The sequence below is a fragment of the Roseibium sp. AWQ4_254 genome, assembly GCF_056161025.1.
Genome location: NZ_JBSWYH010000088.1, coordinates 1 through 988, shown reverse-complemented (window position 1 = coordinate 988; position 988 = coordinate 1). Strand labels below are relative to the sequence as shown.

The following is a 988-nucleotide window of genomic DNA, read 5'->3' as shown; positions in this document are numbered from 1 at the left end:
AATCAGGCGTTGCAACCACGATTCTAGACGATCTCCTTACAAAACGGGCCTTTTTTATCCTAAATCAGAATTTTCCCGGACAGTAGTGACCCGATTGGATACTTTCATATCGACATCGCCGAGGTGCAGACCGCTGAAGGAAAACTCCATCTCTTCGTTGCCATCGACCGGACTTCCAAGTTCGCCTTCGCCGAACTGCATCAAAGAGCCACCCGAGCCATTGCCAGCCAGTTTCTGCGTAATCTGGTTGCTGCCATTCCCTATCAGATCCACACGGTGTTGACCGACAATGGTATCCAGTTCTGCCATCCCAGACGATACCGCGATGGTCCGACTGCAACGATGATGGGGCACCTGTTTGATCGGGGGTGCGCCGAAAACGGCATCGAGCACCGATTGACCAAGGTGAAGCATCCTTGGACCAATGGTCAGGTCGAACGCATGAACCGCACCATCAAGGATGCAACCGTCAAACGCTTTCACTATGACAATCACGACCAGCTACGCAGGCACCTTTTGGACTTCATAAATGCCTACAATTTTGCCAGGCGACTGAAGACGCTCAGCGGCCTGACGCCTTATGAATTCATCTGCAAACAATCGACATTGGAACCAGAAAGGTTCAAACTCGATCCGATCCATCAAAGGCCGGGACTAAACACCTAGTCACATAAGAGTATTTTTGTGTTGCAGTTACGCCAACATTAACGGGTCCAATTTGTCGAGAAACAGTCGCACTCTCAAACTGTCCATAGTCAGCAACCGGACCAAGATCATCTTCTTTATAATATTCAGTAGGATTTTTAGAAATAAACCTATTAGTAAAACTGCCGCCCATCAGAATCTCCGAATCAGTTCATTAATTATGTTTCGCGCATACTCTCGAACATTCTTTCCTTCTAGAGCATTTCCCAAAAAGTCTGAATCGTCTTGGGTTCCCTTTTGTGGTGAATAGTGATTCAAGCTGAGGGCTGGACAAGGAGGCCAG

General features: G+C 48.0%; 1 pseudogene. It reads left to right on the top strand.

The annotated features are described in order from the left end of the window. Nucleotides 1-84: 84 nt before the first annotated feature. Nucleotides 85-666, top strand: a pseudogene (locus ACXAIC_RS24730) (DDE-type integrase/transposase/recombinase); the annotation flags it as partial. Nucleotides 667-988: the final 322 nt, after the last annotated feature.